Genomic DNA, 22,120 nt, shown 5'->3' with positions numbered 1-22,120 from the left:
ATGGGGGCCGTTCGCCGGCCGGGGCGGTGCTGCCGAGGCAGCACGATGGGGAGTGCGCCCGTGGGACCTGGCAGGAATCCCGCGGGCCAGGGACCGGCTCTCATCTCGGTGCCCACGCCGCAGGTTCCCCCGACCGCGGCGAGGGCCGCGGGGCCGTGCCCACGCCGGGGGGAGCGGCCGACCCCCGAGGCCGCTTCCCCCGACCTGACGCGGATCAGCCCCCGGCCCCCTCACCGGCCGGGGGCTGCTCCGTCTCACGGGACGGCTTTTAGACCCGGACCCACTCCACGGGGCTGGTGCGGCCGACGGATGCCGCATGGCAGAGTTTTGGGATATGGGAGGCATCGGTGGAGGCGACCTTCATCGGGCCACTGGAGCATGCTGCCGTGGCGACCACGAGCGCGTCCACGACGTTCTCGTGGCCGTCCAGGCCGGTGTCTTCCAGCAGTTTCGCCGCGCGGTCGGCGATGATTTCGGTCGCGGGAATGACGGTGAGTCGGGAGCGGAGCCAGCGCAGGTGGTGCGCGGCCTGTCCGGTGCGGCGGACCTCGGCGATGCTGACGGTGGAGATCGCTGCCGCGTATCCCTCGGCTTCGGCGACCTTAAGCATCAGGGCCATTCTGCGGTCCTGGTCGGCGAGGAGTGACAGGGGCTGCGCGTCGAGGATGAGGAGGGCGCTGGGGAACGCCGGGGCTACTCGCCGTGCCATGTCCGGCGGGCCTCCTCGATCTCCTCGGGAGTGAACGGGCCGTGCTCCTCCTCGTACGCCTCGACGATCTCTCTGGTTTTGGTCAGGGCGAGGGCGTGTTCGACGGCGTCGGAGACGAAGCGTGAGAAACCCCGGGCTCCTGTACGGGCTTCAACCTCACGCGCCAGCGACCTGGGGATGGTGACGGACTTCTTGACGGTGGTCTCGTCCGGAGGTGCGTGCTCGATGGCCATGACCGCATTGTCCCACCAAGAGTAGGATTATTGTCCAGTCGGGCGCGGGTGCTTCCGCTGGGCGCCCTCCATCGGCAAGCCAGGGTTTCTCGGGGGCGAAAGAGGCGGCTGCCGCCGACGCGAACCCGTGCGCCGCCCCTCGACGGCTGGTCGTACCGCCATCGCGTCCCTAGCGCAAAACACCCCCCTTGAACGCGTCTCCGCAGTTCAAGAGGGGTGTGAGAAGCGGTAGCGGAGGGATTTGAACCCTCGGTGAGTTTCCCCACACTCGCTTTCGAGGCGAGCTCCTTCGGCCGCTCGGACACGCTACCGGGAGAGAGCCTAGCCCATCGGGGGCCGTGGTCTGAAATCCGTATCCCGGGTCCGCCCGGGGGCACGCCGTCGGTGGGGGTGGTGAGGGCGGCGGGAGTGGGAGCGGGTGGGTGGGGGAAGGGTGGGGCCGGGGGTCAGCGGTCGCGGAAGAAGTCCGTCAGGGCCGTCGCGCACTCCCGCTCCAGCACCCCGGCGATCACCTCGGGCCGGTGGTTCAGCCGTCGGTCCCGTACGACGTCCCAGAGCGATCCGGCCGCGCCCGCCTTCTCGTCCCGGGCGCCGTAGACCACCCGGTCCACCCGTGACTGGGTGATCGCGCCCGCGCACATCGTGCACGGCTCCAACGTCACGACCAGCGTGCACCCGGTCAGCCGCCAGCCGCCGAGCTGCTCGGCGGCCCGGCGGATCGCCAGGACCTCGGCGTGGCCGGTGGGATCGCCCGTCAGTTCGCGTTCGTTGTGCCCGGCCGCGAGCAGCGTGCCGTCCGCGTCCAGGACGACGGCGCCGACCGGCACATCACCGGACAGCGCCGCCCGCTCCGACTCGGCGAGGGCGAGACGCATCGGCGCCTCCCAGGGGTCCCGCACCGGATCCGTCACCACATGTCTTCCGTCAGGCACCAGGCAGGCGCGCGTCCACCGACAAGATCGGCCCTGGACACTCACTCCCTAGCGGACGGTCTCCAGCACGTCGGCGGCGCCCAGCGCCTCCGCGATCTCCATCAGGGCGTCCGTGTCCAGCGCCAGCAGCTCCTTCTCCGAAAGCCCGAGATCCATGAGGATGTCACGGTCGCCGAGCGGGGTGGCCGGCACCGCCTCGGAGTCCGGGTCGAAATCGTCGTCCCCGTCCGGCTCCCCGTCCTCCGTGCCGTCGAGGTCCAGCGTCTCCAGCTCGTCGACGAGGCTGTCGTCGTCCCCGCCGAGCAGTTCGTTGGTGAGGATCTCTCCGTACGAGGAGCGCGCGGCGGCGGCGGCGTCGGAGACGAAGATACGAGGATCCTCCTCGCCCTCCACCCGGACGAGGCCGAACCAGGCGTCCTCCTGCTCGATGAAGACGAGGACCGTGTCGTCGTCGAGCGAGGCGGCGCGGGCCAGCTCGGCCAGATCCGACAGCGTCTCCACATTGTCGAGCTCTGTGTCGCTCGCTTGCCACCCGTCTTGAGTGCGCGCGAGCAGTGCGGCGAAGTACACCGTGACTCTCCCACTGATCAGAGGTGTGACGACCGGCGGCGCGTTTCCGTGCCCCGCCCACTCGGAATCGTGGCAGAAACCGGGCCGCTGCGAGAGGTCTTCCGTCGTTGCGTCGGGCATCAGTTCTCGACTACCACCGGACTGCTACCAGCGGAACGTCCGCATACGCATCTGCTGGCGCATCCGCGCCGCACGGGCGCGCCGGGGCTGGACGCGGTCGCGGAGGGCCTTGGCCTCGTTCAGCTCACGGAGAAACTGGGCGCGCCGTCTTCTGCGCTCGGCCTCGTGATCATTTCCGCCGGCGTGTTCACTCTCCGTACTCTCCGGCTTCTCCGGCCCCTTCAGAGCGCGCTGTTCGCGCCCGTGCTCCCACTCGGGACGCTCGGGTTCCGGCATCGGCGACACCACCCCACGGCTGGACGTATGCCTCCACCTTCCCTCCGGAACCACCCTTGATGCGAGCGCGGGCTACTGTTGATGACATGCGGATCCACGTCGTCGACCACCCGCTGGTGGCGCACAAACTCACCACGCTGCGCGATCGGCGCACCGACTCCCCGACCTTCCGGCGTCTCGCCGACGAGCTGGTCACCCTGCTCGCGTACGAGGCGACCCGGGATGTGCGCACCGAACAGGTGGACATCGACACCCCCGTGGTCCGGACCACGGGCGTGAAGCTGTCGCACCCGCGCCCGCTGGTGGTGCCGATCCTGCGGGCGGGTCTCGGAATGCTCGACGGCATGGTGCGGCTGCTGCCGACCGCCGAGGTGGGCTTCCTCGGGATGATCCGCAATGAGGAGACGCTGGAGGCGTCGACGTACGCGACCCGGATGCCGGAGGACCTCTCCGGCCGTCAGGTGTACGTCCTCGACCCGATGCTGGCGACCGGCGGCACGCTGGTCGCGGCGATCCGTGAGCTGATCAAGCGGGGCGCCGACGATGTGACGGCGGTCGTGCTGCTGGCGGCGCCGGAGGGCGTCGAGGTGATGGAGCGCGAGCTGGCGGGTTCGCCGGTGACCGTGGTCACCGCGGCCGTGGACGAGCGGCTCAATGAGCAGGGGTACATCGTGCCCGGGCTGGGCGACGCGGGTGACCGGATGTACGGCACGGCGGACTAATTCCCGGCCCTTGTGCTGCGGCCCGGTGCCGCCGCTGAGCCGATGAGGCTGAGTCGGTGAGGCTGAGCCGATGAGGCTGGGTAACGCCCGGATCCATCAGGGTCCGGGCGTTCGTGCGTGCTGCCCGCACCGGGATCGGGGTGGCGGTGGGGCTGGGTCAGCACCGGGATCGGGGCGGGCGTTGGCCAGGGTCAGCACCGGCCTGGTGCGGGGGCCGGCTTCGCCAGGGCCGCGAGCGCCTGGTCGGCCAGCGGCTTCGGGGAGAGCGTGGTGAATCCCGTGCCCAGGATCAGGTCCACGTCCGCCGTCTTCCGGGTGTCCGTCTTCGTCGCCGCGCCCTTCAGTTGGGTGCCCAGCACGAGGAAGGACCCCTTCACCGCGGTCGGCGCGCCCAGCAACACCCCGACGGCCGGGACCTTCTTGTCGTACGCCGCCGTCGCGTTCCCGACCTTGCCGATCGCGAAACCGCGTTTGCGCAGTTCGTCCGCCGCGGCCTTGGCGAGGCCCCCGCGTGGGGTGGCGTTGTAGACGTTCACCGTGATCTGCCCCGGTTTGAGGGTCGGGATCGGTGCCGCAGACGGGCGGGGACCGGGTTTGCAGTCCGTCTTCCGGCCGGCGGACGCGGTGGTGTCGCCGTCGCCGGTGAAGACCTGGATGAGCTGTACGGTTCCCCAGCCGGCCAGGCCCAGCGCGAACACTGCGGCGACGACCAACGTGACAATTCGGCGACCGTTGCCCGGGCGTCGCATATGGGGGTATTTGTTGCCCGTGATGCGGTACTTTCCGCCCATGCCGGGGGGAGTGAGCATGCTCATGGGCGCAGCGTAGTGCGGCCCGGTGGTCATGCCTACAAGATGATCAACGCTTTGCGTCCGTACGGTCCTTTAAAGAGCCCGAACGGGTCAGTCGGCCCCCGGGTGCCCCAAGGGCGGAAACGGGGGAATCGCGGGGAGACCGTGGGTAATCCGCGGGGTCGCGGGGCTCAGCCGAGGTCGAGGACGCGTGCGTGCAGAACCTGGCGCTGCTGGAGCGCGGCCCGGACCGCGCGGTGCAGACCGTCCTCCAGATAGAGGTCGCCCTGCCACTTCACGACGTGCGCGAAGAGATCTCCGTAGAACGTCGAGTCCTCGGCGAGCAGCGTTTCGAGATCGAGCTGCCCCTTGGTGGTCACGAGCTGATCGAGGCGGACCGGGCGCGGTGCCACGTCCGCCCACTGCCGGGTGCTTTCCCGGCCATGGTCGGGGTAAGGCCGTCCGTTGCCGATGCGCTTGAAGATCACACGGAAAGCCTACCGGGCAAGCGCCTCCGGGCGCAGCCATGGCGACAGAGTGCGATCCTGGGCAAAACGCATCAGACCGGAAATCGGGGTCCCTCATGGCCGGGAGCTTGCCGCCACCCGCACAGGAAATCGCCTCGGGGTACGCCTTCACCGGACCCGCACTCGACCTCGGCGCGCTGCTCTGGGACGGCGAATGTCTGGCCGACGCCCCGATCCGTATCCCGCTCCCGATGCTCAACCGGCACGGTCTGGTCGCCGGCGCGACCGGCACCGGCAAGACCAAGACGCTCCAGCTCATCGCCGAGCAGCTCTCGGCCAACGGCGTCCCCGTCTTCCTCGCCGACATCAAGGGCGACGTCTCCGGGATCTCCGCCCGTGGAGTCCCCGGCGACCGGGTCGCCGAGCGGGCCGCCCAGGTCGGACAGGAGTGGACCGGCCAGGGGTTCCCCACCGAGTTCTACGGGCTCGGCGGCATCGGCCCCGGCATCCCGGTGCGGGCGACGGTGACCAGCTTCGGTCCCGTACTGCTCTCGAAGGTGCTCCAGCTCAATCCGACCCAGGAACAGTCGCTCGGCCTGATCTTCCACTACGCCGATGCCAAGGGGCTCGAACTGGTGGACCTGAAGGATCTGCGGGCCGTGGTCGCCTTCCTCGTCTCCGATCCGGGGAAGGCGGAGCTGAAGAACATCGGCGGACTGTCGTCGGCGACGGCCGGGGTGATCCTGCGGTCGATCACGGCGTTCGAGCAGCAGGGGGCCGGCCCCTTCTTCGGGGAGCCGGAGTTCGACACGGCCGAGCTGCTGCGTACGGCCCCGGACGGGCGCGGGCTCGTCTCCGTACTGGAACTGGCCGCCGTCCAGGACAAACCGCAGTTGTTCTCGACGTTCCTGATGTGGCTGCTGGCGGATCTCTTCCACGATCTGCCCGAGGTCGGGGACGTGGAGAAGCCGAAACTGGTCTTCTTCCTCGACGAGGCGCATCTGCTGTTCAGCGGCGCGAGCAAGGCGTTTCTGGAGTCGATCACCCAGACCGTGCGGTTGATTCGCTCAAAAGGGGTGGGCGTCTTCTTCGTGACCCAGACGCCCAAGGACGTGCCGTCCGATGTGCTGGCGCAGCTCGGCAACCGGGTGCAGCACGCGCTGCGGGCGTTCACCCCGGAGGACGCCAAGGCGCTCAAGGCGACGGTACGGACCTTCCCGAACTCGCCGTACGACCTGGAGGAGGTGCTCACCGGGCTCGGTACGGGCGAGGCGGTGATCACCGTGCTCAGTGAGACGGGCGCGCCCACGCCGGTCGCGGCCACCCGGCTGCGGGCGCCGGTGTCGCTGATGGGGCCGGTGGACGCGGTGGCGCTGGAGTCGGCGGTGCGGGCGTCACCGCTGTACGGGAGGTACGCGGAGGCGGTGGACCGGGAGTCGGCGTACGAACGGCTGACGGCGCCTGCGGCGGCTCCTGGCGGGGCGGCCTCCGGGGAACCCCCGGCCGAGCAGGCGGAGAAGGCGAAGGAGGAGGAGAAGGGGGAGGGGGAGGAGAAGGCGAAGGGGCAGGGGAAGTCGGCGGCGGACGAGTCGCTGGTGTCACAGGTCGTCGGCAGCGGGGTCTTCCGCTCGCTGGCCCGTTCGGTGGGCACCCAGCTCGGCCGGGAGATCAGCCGGTCCCTCTTCGGCACGGCCCGTCGAAGGCGTTGACCAGGAGCGGGGGCAGGGCCGGGGGCGGGGCGACCGCCCCGCGGCCGGGTGGGGATCCGTACGGCGTGCGGCGGGGCGCCCACGACCCGCGTGAGCGCCCCGCCCCTACCGCTGTCCGTACCGCCGCGCCGCCGTGGCGTCGACCGCCCGGGTGCTACTCGGCTGTTACTCGGTCACCTCGTCGCCGTGACCCTCGTGCAGACCGCCGCCACTGCCCGTGCCGGGCTGGGTCGGGACCGTGGTCACCGGCTTCCGCAGCGAGCTGATGTCGTGCGCGTAGGTGCCCACCGCGTTCGCGATCACACCGATGTTGACGCCGAACGCGGTCAGGTTGACGTTCTTGATGTCGTCGCCCTTGGCGTGGTAGTTCGGGTCGTACGCGACACCCGCCGTGCCGCCGAACTTCGCCGCCTGCTCGGCCGACTTGATGCCCTCCGCACCGGTGAAGGTGCCACCGGACGGGATGCCGACCTCGATGAACGGGCCGTAGTCCGAGCGGCCCGAGAAGTCGGTGCCCTCGTGCGGGGTGTTCCGCCCGTCGAGGAAGGTGTTGATGTCGCGCTCCAACTGCGCCGAGCCCTCGGGGCCGGGGCCCGCGCCCACACCGTCGGAGTTGTCGCCGTCGTAGACGAAGAGTCCGTAGTTCGGCGAGGCGATCATGTCGAAGTTCAGGTAGAGCTTGATCTCCTGCTTCTCCAGCGGGCTCAGGCTCGCGACGTACGCCTTCGAGCCGAGCAGTCCGACCTCCTCGGCCGACCACCAGGCGAAGCGGACCTTGTTGGTGGGCCGCTTCTCGGCCTTGGCCAGCTCCTGGGCGACCTCCAGCAGTCCGGCCGAGCCGGAGCCGTTGTCGTTGATGCCCGGGCCCTCGAAGACGGAGTCGAGGTGGGAGCCGAGCACCACGGTGTTGGCCGCGTTGCCCGTACGGGTCTCCGCGATGACGTTGTGGGTGACGCGGTTCTGCTGAAGCTGGCGGATCTCGAAGGAGACGTTCACCGGCCCGTTCGCGACGGCGGCGACGAGCTGGTCCCCTTCGGCCTGGGTGATGCCACCGGTGGGTATCCGGCCGACGGTGGAGTCACCGAGGGTGCCGCCCATCGAGCCCGCGATGTTGTTGTAGATGATCGCGCCGACCGCGCCCGCGTCGGCCGCCGCCGCCTGCTTGATGGCGAAGGTGCAGCCGCCGCGCTTGATCAGCGCGATCTTCCCGGTGAAGGTGCCGGAGGCGTAGTCGGTGGCCTCGCAGCCGGTGGTCGCGTCGGCCGGCACGGTCGCCAGATCGGCCTTGATCCCACCGACCGGGGTGGACCTGGTGTAGGTCAGCGCCGTGATCGCGATGTCCTTCGGCGTCGGTGTGACGACCGACAGCTTCTGGGCCTGGGTCTCGGTGTAGAGGAAGGTGAAGGGCTCGTACCGGACGTCGAGGCCGTACTTCTTGAGCTGCTGGTAGACATACGCGGCCGACGCGTCGTAGCCGAGGGTGCCGGCTGCCCGGTTGCCGCCGGTCGTGTCTGCTATCTGCTGGAACTTCTTCAGGTGCTTGTGGGCGTCCTTCACGGACGCCTTGGCGACGAGCTTCTTCGCCAGCTTCGCCGCCTGCTGCCCCGCGTCCGGGTGGTGCGCGGAGGAGGGGGAGGCGGAGGCCAGCATGAGCGGGGTGGCGAGTGCGGCGGCGGCCAGAGTGGCCACGGCTCTGCGACGGGTTGCCTTCACAGAGTTCCTTCCCGGTGTGGTCAAGTTGAGGGGAAGTTAGCGACACCGCCGCCACCGTGGGAACGCTTGTGCCTCAAGTCACGTCTCTTTTCATCGCATTGACACCCAGGAATTGGCGCGTCCGCTTCAACGCGCCGAACATCAGCCATTTTTGGCCGATTTCGCGGCGCGTTTCATTTCCTGTTTGTGGGCACGCACCTTGGCGAGCGATTCCGGCCCGGTGATGTCGGCCGCCGACCGGTACGAGCCCTGTTCCCCGTAAGCGCCCGCCGCCGCGCGCCAGCCCGTCGGCCGTACGTCGTACTGCTTGCCGAGCAGCGCCAGGAAGATCTTGGCCTTCTGCTCGCCGAACCCGGGCAGCGCCTTCAGCCGGGTCAGCAGCTCGTCCCCGCTCGCCGCGTCCCGCCAGACGGCTTCCGCCTCCCCGCCGTACTCGTCCACCAGGAACTGGCAGAGCGTCTGCACCCGCTTGGCCATGCTGCCGGGATAGCGGTGGACGGCGGGTTTCTCCTTCAGCAGTCCGGCGAAGGCGTCGGGGTCGTAGGAGGCGATCTCCCCGGCGTCGAGATCGTCGCGGCCCATCCGCCGCGCGATGGTGTACGGGCCGGAGAACGCCCACTCCATGGGGACCTGCTGGTCGAGCAACATGCCGACCAGGGCGGCGAGCGGGCTGCGCCCGAGCAGGTCGTCGGCTTCGGGCTCCTGGGCGAGATGGATCGTGGGGCTCATCCTTCGATGATCACCCGGCCTCGGCCGTGCCGCCAGTGAACCGGGCGGCGGCGGTACGGGCCGGGGGCCGGGGCGCGGGCCGGGGGCAGGAGAAGGCTCCCTCCCCCCGGTGCGGGGGAGGGAGCCGCTGTGCGGTGTCGGGGGGATCAGTCGTAGACGTAGGTCGTCCCGAGGACCGCCGCGTGCTCCAGGACGTCCTCCATCGGGTCGTCGACCTGACCCATCTGGATCAGCGACACACGGTGACCGTTGTGGGAGTTGTGGTTGGTTTCGTCGGCGGCTGCCGAGGCGACCGGGAGCACGGAAGCCAGCGCCGTCGCCCCCAGTACGGTAAGGGTGAGTTTGACCTTCATGTCGCTTTTCGCCCATCTGTTCGTCGCTTACACCAGCGACCGGTATATCTATCCGACCGGCCGGAAGGTCACGGCATCAAACGCGGAACGCTCGGCATTCACCCGTTCGGCTGAGAGAAGTCACCGTTGCGGGGGATGGTCATGCGGGAGTGCGCGTGCTGGAGCAGGGCGGACAGGCAGGACAGGCAGGCAGGACAGGCAGGCAGGACAGGCAGGCAGGGCTGAGGGGGCTGAGGGGGAGGGCTTTAGGTCGGGGTGGATCCGGGGGCCGGGGTGTAGCGGACGATCGTGGTCTCGCAGGGGCCGTCGGCGAAGAGCTTCAGCGACTCCAGCTCGTCCTTGTCGGTGCTCAGCCCCCAGCGCAGTTTGGTCCCGACCCACTCCCCGATGTACCGGCAGTACGGGGTGGACTCCGGCGGCAGCCAGCCGGTGATGTCCTGGTCGGCCTTCTCGCGCTTCATCCGGGCGGTCACGGCGGCCAGGGTGGCCGGGGCGGCCTGGTCGTTGGCGTACGCCTCCCGGCGTTCGGTGGTCCAGGTGCGGGCGCCCGAGCCCCACGCCTCCGCGAGCGGCACGACATGGTCCACCTCAAGGCTGGCGGCCCTGGTGACCGACTGCGCGTCGTAGTACGAGACCCACCGGCCGCCCGCCAGGGTGCAGCCGGGACCCACGGTGGGCTCCTCGACCGCCTCCGCGATCAGTACCTCCTGGCGGGTCGAGCAGTCGTCGACGGTGTTCCGGCCGTCGTTCCAGTGCGGGAAGAGGGAGCTCGAATACCCCGAGCGGTCCTCGTCGGCGGTGAGCATCACGGAGATGGCGTCTTCGAGCTGGGCGATCACGGCCGGGGTGGCCGGGCCGCGGTGGAGCGCCGCCTGCGCCGGCGCGGACCCCAGGGCGGGGGCGATGGCGAGGGCGAGGGCCGCGAGGGTGCGGCCGATGTGTTGGATCATGCTTCGTTGAATAGCGCTCCGGGCTCGGGTCGGGGGCGCGTATCGCGGCCAATCCACCCGTACGAGCGGATACCGGGCCGGACCCGTGCGGTGATGGTGGTTTCCCCTCATACGGAGCATGGGTGCTGGGGTGGGCGGGCGTGCGGGGGCGGCGCGACCGATCGTGCCGCGCCGCCCCCTCCCCGTACACCGACGCCTGGGACGCCGGTGCGGTGTGTGTCCCCGGCCGGACCGTGCGTCCGGCCGGGGGTCCCGGGCAGGACCTGGTCGTGCCGGCCCGGGTGCGGACCCCGTCGGGGAGGCGGGAGCCCGGGTCTTTCGGCTGGATCGGGCCGGGTCAGCCCGGCGAGATCCAGCCGAGCGGCCCTACGGGAGTCCGGCGTGTAGTGCGTTCATCAGCGTTCCGTTCGGGGTGTCACCTGACATCTCCCAGACCATCCCGCCGAGCAGCCCCTTCGACTTGATCCAGTCGGTCTTCTTCCCGATCGACCAGGCGTCGTCGAAGCTCCACCACTGTCCGTTCGCACCCGTGTATCCATAGGTGGAGATGGACTGTGCGTCGTGGTAGATGGTCATGTTCGGCACGCTGGTGATCAGGTTGTGGTAGCCACGGATGCCCGCTTCCACCGGGAACTGTCCCGTCGCGGCCCCGTTCGCGGTCTGCCACTCACCGTTGACGCCCGGGGGCCCGCTCGCGACCTCCTTCCAGCCACGGCCGTAGAACGGGAAGCCCACCGTCAGCTTGCGTGGATTGACCCCGGCGTCCAGATAGGTCTGTACCGCCTTCTCGATGCTGAAGTCGAAGGTGTACGGGTCCTGGGCGTCCCGGTGCAGATTGGCCTGGTGTCCGGTGCGGGCCGGCTCCCAGGAGTTGTCGCTGCCCGAGCCGTGGAAGTCGTACCCCTGCACATTGGCGAAGTCGAGGTAGTCGAAGATCTTCGTCAGGTCCCAGCCCGCCTGGATCTTCGCCGGGTCGGCCGGGGTGAAGGCGGTCAGCAGCCGGTGCTCACCGCCGAGCGCGTCGAGTTGGCTCCGGAACTCCGCCAGCAGTGCGGTCAGGTTGTTCTTGTCGACCGCGCTCCAGTGGTTGCCGGGGTGGCCCTCGGCGCCCGGCCACTCCCAGTCGATGTCGATGCCGTCGAAGACCCCGGCGCCGGTGCCGGGACCGCCCGCGCCGTTGTAGACGGGCAGATTGCCCTTGATCCAGACGTCGACGCAGGAGCGGACGAACTTCTCCCGTGAGGCCGGGGTCGCGGCGGCGTCGGCGAAGTACTTGGAGAAGGTCCAGCCGCCGAGCGAGACGACGAACTTCAGGTGCGGGTGCTTGGCCTTGAGCTTCTTGATCTGGTTGAAGTTGCCCCGGAGCTTGCCCCAGCCGTCGTCGGCGACGCCGTCCACCGACTGGGCGGCCGACATGGGCCGGCCGTAGTCCGCGTCGGCGTCACCCGCGCCGTCGCCCTCGTTCGGGTCCTGCGGATTGCCGGACACGCCCTTGGTGACACCGGCCTGGCAGGTCAGATTGGTCGGATCGACGTTCTGGAAGGCGTAGTTGACGACATCGAGCTTGGCGGCGGCGCCGGACGTGTCCAGGTTCTTGATGAAGTACTGGCGCCCGTAGATGCCCCACTGACTGAAGTAGCCGATCTTGTGATAATTGCCCGGTCCGGCCACGTCGTCCGTGCTGACGGCGAGCGCGGTGGACGCCGCCGATGTGTTGTCGGCGGTGTCCCGGGCCTTGACGGTGAAGGTGTAGGGGGTGGCCGGGGAGAGCCCGCCGATGGTCGCGGACGTGGTGGTCACCGTCCGGGCGAGGGTGGTGCCCCGGTAGACGTCGTACGCCGCCACGGCGACGTTGTCGGTCGACGCGTTCCAGGCGAGGCTCACCGTGGAGGCGGTCTTCGCGGTCACGCGCAGACCGCCCGGCACGGTCGGCGGCACGGGATCGGTCGCCGGGTCCACGGTCCGCACGGTGAACGGTGGGCTCGCCGGACCGGGGTTGCCCCGGGTGTCCTTGGCCCGGACGGTGAAGGTGTAGTTCGTCGCCGGGGTCAGCCCGGTGACCGTCGCGCCGGTGGTCGACGAGGTCGCCACGGTGGCGCCGCCGCTGATCACGTCGTACGAGGCCACGGGGTAGTCGCCCGGGGTCGCGGCGGTCCAGGCCAGCGCGACCGTACGGGCGGTCACCGAGGTGGCGCTCGGGACGGAGGGCGCGCCCGGCGGGACATCGGGGGTCCCGTCGCACTTGTCGCCGTTGATCGTGCACCGGGCCGGTGACGTGATCTGACCGTTGGCCAGGAACCAGTAGCTGTACGGCTCGGTGCTGCCGTTGGCCGGGACGGTCGCGTTGTAGTGCGCGTTCTTGACCGTCACCCGGCTGCCGCTGACGGTCGCGTCACCGTGGTAGTGGCCGTTGACGGAGACGCCCGGCGGCAGATCGAAGGCCAGCGTCCAGCCGGTGACGGGGGTGGTGCCGCTGTTGCGGATGACATAGGTGCTCTTCCACCAGGAGCCGTAGTTCTCGCTGGTGAAGGTCGCGGTGAGGGTGCCGGCTGCCTGGGCCGGGGTGGCCAGACCGGTGAGGGTGGCGAGGGGGAGGAGGAGTGCGGCGAGATAGGCGGCGAATCGTCTGTACGGGTGCCGGCCGCGCCGTCGGCCGCCGTGCGGTGGGCCGCCGTTGGGTGGGCTCGTCTGTGGTCGGCCGCTGTGCTGTCGGCCGCTGCGCTGTCGGTTGAACATGGCTCTCCCTGAGGGGGTGGGGGTGTGTGGCCGTGCTCAGTCCGTGCTCGGTGCCTGTCTGCTTGCGTGTGCCGTGCGTGTCCGCTTGCGTGCGCGGTGCCTCCGGCTGGGGGTGGTTGGGGGTAGGGAGGTGCCGCTCCGTGCGGGCCGGGTGTGGGTCCCCGTACCGGTGCGGCGGGTGCGGTCCAGCGCGTGCTGGATCAACTCTGCTCTTGGTCTGGACCAATCGGTAAGGGTGGTGCCGCGTCGGATTCCCGTCACTGTCGGCATTCCGACGCGCGGAGCGGGTGTGGGCGCGGGGGGAGGGGTGGGCACGCGCACGGGGGTACGGCCGGGGCCGACCGTCCGATAGGCGCGCACAGGTCTGTACCTCTCCCGGGTCACCGCTCTACGGTCGGTACCCGACCGACCTGCTGAGGAGGCGGAATGACGGAGAGCGGGGACCCGGCGGTCGGCGGCGGACGCCGGCTGGCCGCCCTCGGCGTCCCCGCCGACGACGAGTTCCTCTACCGCGCGCTGCTCACCCACCCCCGTGCGACCGTCGCCGAACTCACCGCCGCCACCCACTGGGACGCGGCCCGGGTCCGTCGCCGAGCCCGCTCCCTGGAGCAGCGCGGGATGCTCACCCGGGTCCGGGTCCGGGGTCGTCCCGTCCGGTTCACCCCGGCGCCCCCGGAGGTGGCGGTCGAGCTGCTCGCCCTCCAGCGCCGGGAGGAGATCGAACGCGCCCGGCTGGCCGGCGCCTTGCTCACCGCCGAGTTCCCGGCCGCGCGCCGGTACGGACCAGGGCCGCCCGCGGTCCAGACCTTGAGCGGCCCGGAGGCGATCGACCGGCGTTACCGCCAGCTCCACCGCGCCGTCCGGGAGGAGTTGCTGATCCTCGGCCGGCCGCCCGCCCCCGTACCGCCGTTACCGTCCCAGCGGCAGGTGCGGCGCCGCGCGATCTACGGTCATGGCGCGCTGGAGACGCCCGAAGAGCTCGCGCTCTGCCGGGAGTCGGCGCTGCGGGGCGAGGAGGGCCGGGTGCTGGCGGAGGTGCCGCTGCGGCTGGTCATCGCGGACCGCGGCGTCGCGCTCGTCTTCCTCGTACGGGCGCCCGGCGAGGCCCCCGCCCCGCAGCCGGCCCCGGCCACGGATGCGCTCGTCCTGCACCCGTCCGCGCTGCTGGACGGGTTGGTCAGCCTCTATGAGCTGCTCTGGCAGCGCTCCGTACCGCTGTGGCCCGGCGGCGAGCGGAGCTGTCCGGAGCTGTCGGGCGACGACGAGCACCTGTTGGCGCTCTCCGCCTCCGGGCTGACCGACCAGGCCATCGCGCGACGGCTGGGGGTTGCCCAGCGGACGGTCGAGCGGCGGATGCGCCGGATCATGGATCTGTTGGGCGCCCGCACCCGCTTCCAGGCGGGTCTACAGGCCGCTCACCGTGGGGTGATCACCGTGGGGCGTACCGGTCCGGGGGACTGCCCACTCCACTGAGCGAAAAGATATCCACAGGGTGTGGACAGAAAGTGCGCATCAGCTTCGCCGGGAGATCGCCGACTCCACCGCCGCGATCCGCTCCGCCAGTAGTCCCAACGCCGCGACCGCCCGTGCCGTCACGTCCGTGTCCTCCCCACCCAGTGCCTGAGTCCTGATATATGCCGCCTTGACCTCTGCCCAGCGGACGGTCTGGGCCGGGGTCAGCGTGCCGCGCAGCTCCGCCAGCTTGAGGAGATTGGCCTCGGCACCGGTGGTCAGCGTCTGGGCCTCGCCCGCGTAATGATCGTCGATCACGGCGGCCAGCTCCGCTTCGTTCAGCACCGGATCGAGCCGCTGGACGATCTTGTTCATATCGCGGTACGAGCCCTGGAGCCGGAACGGCGGCTCGGTGCGGCTGTCGTCCGTCCGGGCGGCCGACGCGATGTAGGCCGCGTTGACCGCGAGCACCGTCTCCCGTGCCGTCAGCAACTGCCGGAGCACGGCGACGATCCGCTCCGAATCGGCGGGCAGGACGCCGGGGTCGGGCCGGGCGCCACGGTCGCCGGAGGCCACCCGTACCAGTCTCGCCAGATCGGCACGGTCCCGCGCGGCGAGCGGGGCCAGCACCGGATGGGACGTCAGGGCGTTCTCCACGAAACTGAGCGCGAACGCGTCCGCCCTGCCGGTCAGCACCTCGCCCAGATTCCACACATCGGCCCGGTTCGCCAGCATGTCCGGCACGCGGAACCGCTGTCCCGACTCGGTGTACGGATTGCCGGCCATGGAGACCGCGAACCGTTTGCCCCGCAGATCGTGGCCGTCGAGCGTACGGGTCGTGTCGCACAGCGGAATGAACTTCTGTAGCAGCTCCGGTGACACATGCTGGATGTCGTCCAGATGGAGCAGCACGTTGTTCCCCGCCGCCAGCGCGAAGCGCACCTTCTCGATCTCGCGCCGGGCGGCGGCGTTCGGCGCTTCGGCCGGGTCGAGCGAGGTGGTGGCGGTGCCCAGGGCCGGTCCGTCCACCTTCACCAGGAGCAGCCCGAGGCGTTCGGCCACGTACTCCATGAGCGTCGTCTTGCCGTACCCGGGCGGCGAGACGAGCAGCAGCAGACCGCTGTTGTCGGTGCGCCGCTCGGGTCCGGCCGCGCCGAGCTGCCGGGCGAGGTTGTCTCCGACGAGCGGCAGATACACCTCGTCCACCAGTTGGTTGCGGACGAACGCCGACATCACGGCGGGCCGGTACTCGTCCAGTCGCAGCCGGGCGCGCTCGGCCGCGACGAGCTCGCCGCGCAGCCTCTGGTGGTGCCGGAAGCCGGGACCGTCCCGGTCGGCGAACGCACGGGTCCGGGCGAGGAACTCGTCCAGCCGGAGCGTCAGGGAACCCCGTACGACCCGGGGATGGTCGCCGAGAAGTCCCGTGACGGTCCCGCTGAGCGGTGCGTCCACCGGACGGCGCGGCAGCTCCGGGCAGAGTTCGATCGCGACGGCCTCGGCCAGATCGCCGGGGTCGACGTCCTCTCCCGCGGACCGGACGTACGAGGTGAGCCAGCCCGTCACCAGCCGGTGCGCCGACGCGTGGTCGCCGGCCGCGAGATGAGCGCGGAACCCATCGTTGTAGGAGTCGCAGGAGCCATAGGAGTCGGGGGCGGACGCGGAACCAGCGGAACTGTCGGGAGTGGCGGAACTGTCGGGGGTGGCCCGGTCGACTGCGATGGCCCGGTGGAACTTGGCCAGCAGCGCCCGTGCCGGGGACCCGGTGATGAACCGCCCCCCGGAGGCGAGTTCCTCGACCAGATAGGCCGCCGACGCGGAGTGATCCGAGGCGCGCTGATCCGAGGCGGCGTGATCCGGCGTGGCGTGCCTCGGCGCGAGGTGCCCCGGCGCGGCGGCGAACGAGGTCAGCGCGGCGGTCAGCTCCGCCCGTAGCCCCGCCAGTCCGGCCGGCTCGGTCCCGAACATCTCCCGGGCCCGTACCAGCGACTCCGCGTCCCGCGTCCACCGCTCCCGCGCGCCCGGTGCCGTCCCGTACGCCCAGAACAACTGTGCCGCCGCCCGTGCCGCCGCCGGGTGCCGCAGCAGCCCCGCCCCCGCGCGCAGCCGCAGCGCCACCCGGAGGATCTCGACCGTGTCATGGTCATGGACGCCCCGCTCATATCCCTCGTCGTACGCCGACTCCGTCGCCCGCCGCACCAGTTCGAGCACATCGGCGCCGGCCGCCGCCTCGTCCAGCAGCCGGGCCGCGAGGTGTTCGGCGCGGTAGACGGCGGGGGACTCCGACGGCAGGGACCGGGACCAGTAGGGGCGGGTCGCGGCGAACCCCGGATCCATGACCGGGGCCCGGTAGTCGGTGCCGGTCAGGGCGAAGGCCATGCCGTCGCCGTGCGGTACGAGGGTCAGCTCCGTCGCCCGGGTGGTGACCGCGAACCGGTGCCGCCCGAGGCGCAGCGTGCCACCGCCGTCCGCGAACAGTTCCGTGCGGTCCCGCAGGGCCCGCCGCGCCTCCTGGTGGGCCGCCGTCAGCCGGCCCTCCAGCTCCGCCGCGCGCACCGGGTCACCGGCGGACCGCAGTTCGACGGCGGTCGCACGGACCTTCACCACCATCGGGTCGGAGGCGAACCAGGTGCTCACCGCGTCGGCGCTCGCCAGCGTGGCCGCCCGCCGCGTCACCGCCGCCAGTATCCGACCGGCTGAGGCGGCGAGCCGTTCCGCCCGCCGGGCGCGGGCGTCCCCCAGGGTCTGCCCGCGCGCCGAGAACGCCTCGTACGCCTCGGTGCGCTTCTCGGTGAGCACCGCCAGGAAGTCATCGTGCTCGGCGAAGCGCGACTCCAGGTTCTCCAGTTGGAGCAGGACGGCCGCGAGCTGTGTCTCACAGGTCTCCGGGGTGTCTGCGACGGCCAGGGCCCCGGTCATCGACTGGGCCAGCAGTGCCGTCTCGGCCGCGAACTCGGCCCGGCCCTCCCGGTCGAGGAGTTCGCGGCGGCGCCGCTGGAAGTCCGCGCGGGCCCGGTTGACACCCCCGACGGTCTCCGCGATCCGCTCCAGGACGGCGGTGCGGACGGGTGCGTCGGCGATATCGAGCCCGGTGACGACCTCGCCGAGCGTCCGCAGTCCGGCGGCCTGCTCGTCCAGCCGTCCGATGAGCCGCTGGACGTCGGCGACGCTCTCGGCGGGCTGGGCGGCGAGCCGTTCGGTCTCCGCGCCGTAGGAGGCGAAGGCGTCTGGGCGGCGGAGGAAGGCGACGGCCCGGCGCGCGGCGGCGGCCAGATCGTTCTCGACATCGGCGGCGAGGGTGTCCACCGCGCCGACGTCCGCGTACCGCAGCTCGCGCAGGGTCAGCAGCCGGCCGTGGGCGGTTCGGAGTTCGGTCAGCCGCGCCACCCACTCCGGCGCCGTCGCGGGCGTCTCGCCCCGGACGCGCCGCACCAGCCGCGCGATCTGCTGGGCCGTCTCGGCGAGCGCGGTGGCGGCCTCCCGGGTCAGGGTCTGTACGGTCGCGAACTCCGCCAGCACCTGTTCGGCGGTGGCCCGCACCTCCGCCAGTGGCCCGCTCAGATCTCCCGCCGCCGGATCTCCCAGCCAGTGGTGGCGGTCGCCGGCCCGGACACAGAGGTCGACGAGGGCCCGGTAGACGGCGGTGGTGGGGGTGGTCTCGACGGCCTGCCGGGCGATGGTCAGGGCGTCGGAGATGCCCCGGACGAGATCGGCGTTGCCGATCCGGGCCAGCGGGCCGCCGTCATCCGTCGGCGGGTGCGCCCCGGAGACGTACGGGGTGGTCCAGAGCTGCACCTGATGGGCGCGGGCCGGTTCCTCCGTGTCGGACACGGGCCGGCGCAGGGCGGCCAGGGTGCCGTCGGCGAAGAGGGCGTGGCCGTGGCAGACGAGCGGGGTGGCGACCTCCTTACGGATGGTGTTGTACGACAGCAGCAGGCTGCGGCCCTCGGCACCGGAGTGGAAGACGTAGAGGGCGTCGTCGCCGCCGGGCGAGCGGACGGACCGTTCGAAGTCCAGCCCGTCGGGGGTGGCGCCGTCGAAGGTCCGGACGGTACCGCTGGCGAGGCAGTAGCCGCCGGGGAAGACGACACCCTCGTCGTCGGGGAGCCGGCGCGCGGCCCGGCCGATGCCGTCCAGCCTGGTCACGGTCCCGGTCAGGGTGTTGACGACCAGATGGCGCGGCGCCTCTTCGCGGTACGGGCGGACCCGCAGCAGGATCAGCGCGGTCCCGACCCGGGCATGGGCGACCTCGGCGTCGGCGAGCGACTGGAGCGGCTCGTCCACGGGCTCGCTGTGCACCCCGGCGGGCGATTCGGTGTCGTTCTCGAACTTGACCGTCAGCGCGCCGCCGACGGTGGAGACATACACCGCTCCGTCGACGGAGATGTGTGGGTGGCGGCCGAGCACCTGGTCGTCGCGGGTCGTCCCGGTCCACTCGATGTCGTACGGGGGCGGGGTGGTGTGGTCCCGTTCGCCCCGGGCGTCGAGGAACCGCACGGCGGGTTCGAGGGTCCAGCGCAGTACCCGGGTGTCCTGTTCGCCGGTGCGGCCGGTCCGGAAGACGGCGAGCAGTCTGCCGTCGACCAGGCGCAGCCGCAGCAGCCGCGCGCCCTGGTAGTAGCGGCAGAGCGCGGCGAACTCGGCGCCGAAGGCGGGGTCGTCCAGCAGACCGGGGACGGCGTCGTCGGGGAGCGGGCGCAGGGCGCGGTCGTGGAGGGTGAAGACGTCGGCGGGCGTCGTGTCGGGTGTCAGACCGGTGGCGGGGTCGCGGCCGAGGAGGAGGGCGTCGCCGACGGCGACGAGGTCGCGGGGGACGCCGGGGGACGGGGTGCGGAGGGTGCCGGTGCCGGTGAGCGCCAGTTCGGTGGCGCCGAAGGCGGCGGTACGGGCGGTGTCGAGGGCCTCGGCGCGGCGGGCCAGTTCGGCGGCGCGGTCGTGCAGCCGGTCGCGCAGCACCTCGTAGGTCCCGGCGTCGATGCCACCGCGGGCGCTCGTGGTCCCGCCGGCTTCGGGGCGGGTGGTGGCCAGGTCCGGGCTCGCGCTCGTGTCCGCGCTGGGGCTCGGGCTCGTGTCCGCGCTGGGGCTCGTGTCCGCGCTCGTGCTCGGGCTCGTGTCCGTGGCGGTACGCGGGTCGGTCGCGGTGTCCGCGGCGCGGGTCCCATGCTCCATATCGATCGGCTCCCTGGGATCGGGTGGTGGGGGTGGGGGTGCCGGAGCTGCCGCCCCCCGCGCGGCAGCTCCGGCACCCGGCTCGGTGACGGGCCTCCTGGCCCCCCAGCGGGGGCTCCAGGGCCCCTCAGGAGGCCGGTGAGCCGTTCATGTGGTCGTCGGCGGCCGGTACGCCCGTCGCACGGGCGTCGGCGGCCAGCTCGTGGCCGGCGCCCGCCAGCAGCCGCTTGAGCGCCTCCGCATCGCCGCCGCCGTCCCGCGTCAACTTCGTCAGCAGCGCGGAGACGGACAGGTTCCGCACATCCGCCGTGGACACCGAACCGAGGACCGCGCGCAGGTCGTCCGTGAACGACGCCGAACCGTCCAGCCAGGGACCCGCCAACTTCTGCGCGGTCCGTGAGTGCTCCACGAACCCGTCGACGCTCTTGCCGAGCGAGATCGACCGCACCAACTGGTCGAAGAAGACGGACTCGCCGCCGACGATGCTGATGTCGGCGTTCTCCAGCCCGGTGGCGACCACCGTGGCCTGCGCCTCCGCGATCCGCCGCTGGGTGTCGAGATCGGCGAGCCGGATGTCCTTCTCCGCCGCCAGCCGCAGCCGGTACTCCTCGTGCGTACGGGACGCGTCGTCCAGCGCCGCCATCGCGGCGGCCTTCTCGGTGAGTCCCGCGGCCTCCGCCTTGAGCCGCTCGCCGATGCCGGTCGCGTCCGCGAGGGCCTGCTCCCGGGTGCCGTCCGCCTCGGCCGTGAGGCGGGCGGCGGTCCCCCGGGCCTCGGCGGTCAGCCGGGCCTCCGTCGCCGCCGCCTCCGCGCGGCCCACCCGCTCGGTCGCGTCGGCCTCCCGCTCCCGCACCTGTGCCGCCGCGAGCCCTTCGGCGGCGGCCTCCGCCTGGATGCCCTCGGCGAGCCGGGTCCTGGCGCGGGCGTCCATATCGGCGGCCTTGACGCGGGCCTCGGCGAGGGTCAGCTCCTCCGCCGCCCGGTGCACCGCAGCCTGCTCGGCGGCCTCGGCCGCCTTGATGTCCTTGACCAGCCGTTCCTGCGCCGCGGCCTCGGCGGCGATGACGACGGACTGCCGGTCGCGCTCGGCCTCCTCGACCGCCCGCAGCCGCTTGATGGACTCCTCCTGCTCCGCGACCGTACGGTCCACCGCCACCCGCTCCCGAATGACCTCGGCGATCTCGCGGCGCTCGCTCTCCAACTCCTTCTCGGCGGAGATCCGGGTCAGACCGGTCTCCCGCTCCCGGGCGATGACCTCCAACAGCCGGTCCTTCTCGATGCGCTCGGTCTCGACGGCGATCACCCGCTCACGGTTCTTCGCGGCGACGGCGATCTCACGGTTCTGGTTCTCCCGCTGCACCCCGAGCTGCTCCTCGGTCCGCAGGAACGCGGCCTGCGCCCGCAACCGCTCCTCCTCGACGACCCGCGCGGTCTCGGCCTCCTCCCGCGCCCGTACGGTCTCGATCTCCCGCCGCTGCTTGATCTCGGCGTCGGCCTGGCGCCGCTCCAGTTCGAGGATGGCCTCCCGGGCGTCGACGTTCTGCCGGGTGATCTCCTTCTCCTCGTGCCGCTGGAACTCGTTGGTGCGGACGTGTTCGACGGCGGTCAGTTCGGTGATCTTCCGGATGCCCTGGGCGTCCAGGATGTTGTTGCTGTCGAGCTGGGAGAGCGGCGTCTGCTCCAGGTGGTCGATGGCCGCGTCCTCCAGGCTGTAGCCGTTCAGATCGGTGCCGATGACCTGGATGATGCGGTCCCGGAACTCATCGCGCTTGGTGTAGAGATCGGTGAAGTCGAGCTGCTTGCCGACCGTCTTCAGCGCCTCCGAGAACTTGGCGTTGAACAACTCCTGTAGCGTGCCCTGGTCGCTGGCGCGGGCCGTGCCGATGGCCTGGGCGACCTTGATGACGTCCTCGACCGTCTTGTTGACGCGGACGAAGAACGAGATCCGGATATCGGCGCGGATGTTGTCCTGGCAGATCAGCCCGTCCCGGCCGGTGCGGGAGATCTCGATGGTCTTCACCGAGATGTCCATGACCTCGGCCTTGTGGAGGACGGGCAGGACGACCTGGCCGGTGAAGGTGACGTCGACCGTCCGGGTCTTGGAGACGATGAGGGCCTTGCCCTGTTCGACCTTGCGGAAGAGCCGACTGACGGCCAGGAGCAGGGCGACGACGATGAGCAGGACGACGGCGGCGAGTACGCCGATGCCCCAGGTGATGGCATCCATGAGTTCTCCTGGCGTGCGGGTGGGAGCGCGTCGGCGGGTGGCGGGTCGCCGGTTGCCGGGGCGCATGAGTACGGGTGGCCCCTCCGGCGGTGCCGGGACGGCCGGGGAGTCCGGTCGGACCGGGGCGGCGCGCTCGGTGTGGGCGTGATCGGGGAAGCAGCGCGGGCGGACGGGGGCGGACTTCGGCACGGGGCACCGGCCGCGGGGACTTGGTGACCGGACAGTCCGTGCTTGGGCACTCGGCGGCGGAACACCCGTTGGCTGA

Annotated in this window: 17 protein-coding genes and 1 tRNA gene; 3 read left to right on the top strand and 15 right to left on the bottom strand. The window is 71.3% G+C overall.

What is annotated here, in order from left to right; translation table 11 throughout:
* Positions 1-268: 268 nt before the first annotated feature.
* The 6 genes from ACH4S7_RS12185 to ACH4S7_RS12160 form a co-directional block, all read right to left on the bottom strand.
* Positions 269-709: a hypothetical protein gene (locus tag ACH4S7_RS12185; protein ID WP_398521042.1), complete on the bottom strand. Its 441-nt coding sequence runs from the start codon at positions 707-709 to the stop codon at positions 269-271.
* Positions 694-942, bottom strand: coding sequence for a hypothetical protein (locus ACH4S7_RS12180; protein WP_398521041.1), 249 nt, complete (start codon positions 940-942; stop codon positions 694-696). The genes ACH4S7_RS12185 and ACH4S7_RS12180 overlap by 16 nt, the downstream gene beginning before the upstream one ends.
* Positions 943-1,168: 226 nt before the next feature.
* A tRNA-Ser gene (locus ACH4S7_RS12175) sits at positions 1,169-1,253 on the bottom strand.
* A 135-nt stretch (positions 1,254-1,388) separates the two neighbouring features.
* Positions 1,389-1,817 carry a tRNA adenosine(34) deaminase TadA gene (gene tadA, locus ACH4S7_RS12170; protein WP_398521364.1) on the bottom strand — a complete coding sequence of 143 codons (429 nt, stop codon included), beginning with the start codon at positions 1,815-1,817 and terminating at the stop codon, positions 1,389-1,391.
* Positions 1,818-1,922: 105 nt separating this feature from the next.
* Positions 1,923-2,444 (bottom strand): hypothetical protein, encoded by a 522-nt coding sequence (locus tag ACH4S7_RS12165; RefSeq protein ID WP_398521363.1) that lies wholly within the window; start codon positions 2,442-2,444, stop codon positions 1,923-1,925.
* A gap of 144 nt (positions 2,445-2,588) precedes the next feature.
* Positions 2,589-2,840: a hypothetical protein gene (locus ACH4S7_RS12160; protein ID WP_398521040.1), complete on the bottom strand. Its 252-nt coding sequence runs from the start codon at positions 2,838-2,840 to the stop codon at positions 2,589-2,591.
* 86 nt (positions 2,841-2,926) lie between these two features.
* On the opposite strand from ACH4S7_RS12160, the gene upp reads away from it, so the two are divergent.
* A complete protein-coding gene (gene upp / locus ACH4S7_RS12155; RefSeq protein ID WP_398521039.1) occupies positions 2,927-3,562 on the top strand; it encodes a uracil phosphoribosyltransferase in 636 nt (211 codons plus the stop codon).
* A 191-nt stretch (positions 3,563-3,753) separates the two neighbouring features.
* On the opposite strand, the gene ACH4S7_RS12150 is transcribed toward upp, so the two are convergent.
* Together ACH4S7_RS12150 and ACH4S7_RS12145 are read right to left on the bottom strand one after the other, a co-directional pair.
* Positions 3,754-4,377, bottom strand: coding sequence for a LytR C-terminal domain-containing protein (locus ACH4S7_RS12150; protein ID WP_398521038.1), 624 nt, complete (start codon positions 4,375-4,377; stop codon positions 3,754-3,756).
* A 167-nt stretch (positions 4,378-4,544) separates the two neighbouring features.
* A complete protein-coding gene (locus ACH4S7_RS12145) occupies positions 4,545-4,841 on the bottom strand; it encodes a type II toxin-antitoxin system VapB family antitoxin (protein ID WP_096626547.1) in 297 nt (98 codons plus the stop codon).
* A gap of 95 nt (positions 4,842-4,936) precedes the next feature.
* Here ACH4S7_RS12145 and ACH4S7_RS12140 point away from each other — a divergent pair, with 95 nt between their 5' ends.
* Entirely contained in the window at positions 4,937-6,529 is a 1,593-nt protein-coding gene (locus tag ACH4S7_RS12140) for a helicase HerA-like domain-containing protein (protein WP_398521037.1), read from the top strand.
* 165 nt (positions 6,530-6,694) lie between these two features.
* Here the strand turns inward: ACH4S7_RS12140 and ACH4S7_RS12135 are convergent, their stop codons facing one another.
* From ACH4S7_RS12135 to ACH4S7_RS12115, 5 genes are all read right to left on the bottom strand, one after another.
* Positions 6,695-8,218, bottom strand: coding sequence for a M20/M25/M40 family metallo-hydrolase (locus tag ACH4S7_RS12135; RefSeq protein ID WP_398521362.1), 1,524 nt, complete (start codon positions 8,216-8,218; stop codon positions 6,695-6,697).
* Between the two features lie 165 nt (positions 8,219-8,383).
* Positions 8,384-8,971 carry an HhH-GPD-type base excision DNA repair protein gene (locus tag ACH4S7_RS12130; protein ID WP_398521036.1) on the bottom strand — a complete coding sequence of 196 codons (588 nt, stop codon included), beginning with the start codon at positions 8,969-8,971 and terminating at the stop codon, positions 8,384-8,386.
* A 146-nt stretch (positions 8,972-9,117) separates the two neighbouring features.
* A complete protein-coding gene (locus ACH4S7_RS12125; protein WP_398521035.1) occupies positions 9,118-9,324 on the bottom strand; it encodes a hypothetical protein in 207 nt (68 codons plus the stop codon).
* Between the two features lie 245 nt (positions 9,325-9,569).
* The gene (locus ACH4S7_RS12120) at positions 9,570-10,274 is read right to left on the bottom strand and encodes an HNH endonuclease (protein ID WP_398521034.1); all 705 of its coding nucleotides are present in this window, start codon (positions 10,272-10,274) and stop codon (positions 9,570-9,572) included.
* Positions 10,275-10,640: 366 nt separating this feature from the next.
* A complete protein-coding gene (locus ACH4S7_RS12115) occupies positions 10,641-13,010 on the bottom strand; it encodes a glycosyl hydrolase family 18 protein (RefSeq protein ID WP_398521033.1) in 2,370 nt (789 codons plus the stop codon).
* A gap of 426 nt (positions 13,011-13,436) precedes the next feature.
* On the opposite strand from ACH4S7_RS12115, the gene ACH4S7_RS12110 reads away from it, so the two are divergent.
* Positions 13,437-14,483, top strand: coding sequence for a helix-turn-helix domain-containing protein (locus ACH4S7_RS12110; protein ID WP_398521032.1), 1,047 nt, complete (start codon positions 13,437-13,439; stop codon positions 14,481-14,483).
* Between the two features lie 39 nt (positions 14,484-14,522).
* Here the strand turns inward: ACH4S7_RS12110 and ACH4S7_RS12105 are convergent, their stop codons facing one another.
* Together ACH4S7_RS12105 and ACH4S7_RS12100 are read right to left on the bottom strand one after the other, a co-directional pair.
* A complete protein-coding gene (locus ACH4S7_RS12105) occupies positions 14,523-19,628 on the bottom strand; it encodes a DNA repair ATPase (protein ID WP_398521031.1) in 5,106 nt (1,701 codons plus the stop codon).
* A 127-nt stretch (positions 19,629-19,755) separates the two neighbouring features.
* Positions 19,756-21,855, bottom strand: a complete 2,100-nt coding sequence (locus tag ACH4S7_RS12100; RefSeq protein ID WP_398521030.1) for an SPFH domain-containing protein — start codon at positions 21,853-21,855, stop codon at positions 19,756-19,758.
* Between the last annotated feature and the right edge of the window lie 265 nt (positions 21,856-22,120).

The sequence above is a fragment of the Streptomyces sp. NPDC020965 genome (assembly GCF_044333555.1).
GTDB lineage: Bacteria > Actinomycetota > Actinomycetes > Streptomycetales > Streptomycetaceae > Streptomyces.
Note: the sequence above shows the minus strand (reverse complement) of the source record. Positions and strands in the feature narration are given on the sequence as shown.

Coding starts and splice junctions, on each gene's coding strand:
- ACH4S7_RS12185 (WP_398521042.1), bottom strand. CDS start 709: ATGGCACGGCGAGTAGCCCCGGCGTTCCCCAGCGCCCTCCTCATCCTC.
- ACH4S7_RS12115 (WP_398521033.1), bottom strand. CDS start 13,010: ATGTTCAACCGACAGCGCAGCGGCCGACAGCACAGCGGCCGACCACAG.
- ACH4S7_RS12125 (WP_398521035.1), bottom strand. CDS start 9,324: ATGAAGGTCAAACTCACCCTTACCGTACTGGGGGCGACGGCGCTGGCT.
- ACH4S7_RS12140 (WP_398521037.1), top strand. CDS start 4,937: ATGGCCGGGAGCTTGCCGCCACCCGCACAGGAAATCGCCTCGGGGTAC.
- ACH4S7_RS12130 (WP_398521036.1), bottom strand. CDS start 8,971: ATGAGCCCCACGATCCATCTCGCCCAGGAGCCCGAAGCCGACGACCTG.
- ACH4S7_RS12105 (WP_398521031.1), bottom strand. CDS start 19,628: ATGGAGCATGGGACCCGCGCCGCGGACACCGCGACCGACCCGCGTACC.
- ACH4S7_RS12160 (WP_398521040.1), bottom strand. CDS start 2,840: ATGCCGGAACCCGAGCGTCCCGAGTGGGAGCACGGGCGCGAACAGCGC.
- tadA (WP_398521364.1), bottom strand. CDS start 1,817: ATGCGTCTCGCCCTCGCCGAGTCGGAGCGGGCGGCGCTGTCCGGTGAT.
- ACH4S7_RS12150 (WP_398521038.1), bottom strand. CDS start 4,377: ATGAGCATGCTCACTCCCCCCGGCATGGGCGGAAAGTACCGCATCACG.
- ACH4S7_RS12100 (WP_398521030.1), bottom strand. CDS start 21,855: ATGGATGCCATCACCTGGGGCATCGGCGTACTCGCCGCCGTCGTCCTG.
- ACH4S7_RS12120 (WP_398521034.1), bottom strand. CDS start 10,274: ATGATCCAACACATCGGCCGCACCCTCGCGGCCCTCGCCCTCGCCATC.
- upp (WP_398521039.1), top strand. CDS start 2,927: ATGCGGATCCACGTCGTCGACCACCCGCTGGTGGCGCACAAACTCACC.
- ACH4S7_RS12180 (WP_398521041.1), bottom strand. CDS start 942: ATGGCCATCGAGCACGCACCTCCGGACGAGACCACCGTCAAGAAGTCC.
- ACH4S7_RS12110 (WP_398521032.1), top strand. CDS start 13,437: ATGACGGAGAGCGGGGACCCGGCGGTCGGCGGCGGACGCCGGCTGGCC.